The following is a 215-nucleotide window of genomic DNA, read 5'->3' as shown; positions in this document are numbered from 1 at the left end:
CCTGCCCGGCAATCACCATCGGATGATCGAACGGCGGAACCCAGGTAAAACCCTGCTGCTGCGATAGCTCAATCGCTTTGGCTTTGGCTTCATCAAAATTCGCGCCATGCAGCAGCACTTCTCCGCCGAAGCCGCGCACGGCATCAACTTTGATATCGGCAGTAGCCGTTGGCATGACAATCAGTGCCTTCACGCCTAGTCGTGCAGAAGAGAAC

Annotated in this window: 1 protein-coding gene; it reads right to left on the bottom strand. The window is 55.8% G+C overall.

What is annotated here, in order from left to right; all coding sequences use genetic code 11:
- The coding region (locus tag FDX22_RS22670) for a pyridoxal-phosphate dependent enzyme (protein WP_146717814.1) at positions 1–215 on the bottom strand (215 nt) is incomplete at both ends.

The sequence above is a fragment of the Citrobacter sp. TBCS-14 genome (assembly GCF_005280805.1).
GTDB classification, from domain to species: Bacteria; Pseudomonadota; Gammaproteobacteria; order Enterobacterales; family Enterobacteriaceae; genus Citrobacter; species Citrobacter gillenii.
This window is presented reverse-complemented; position numbering and strand designations above follow the sequence as displayed.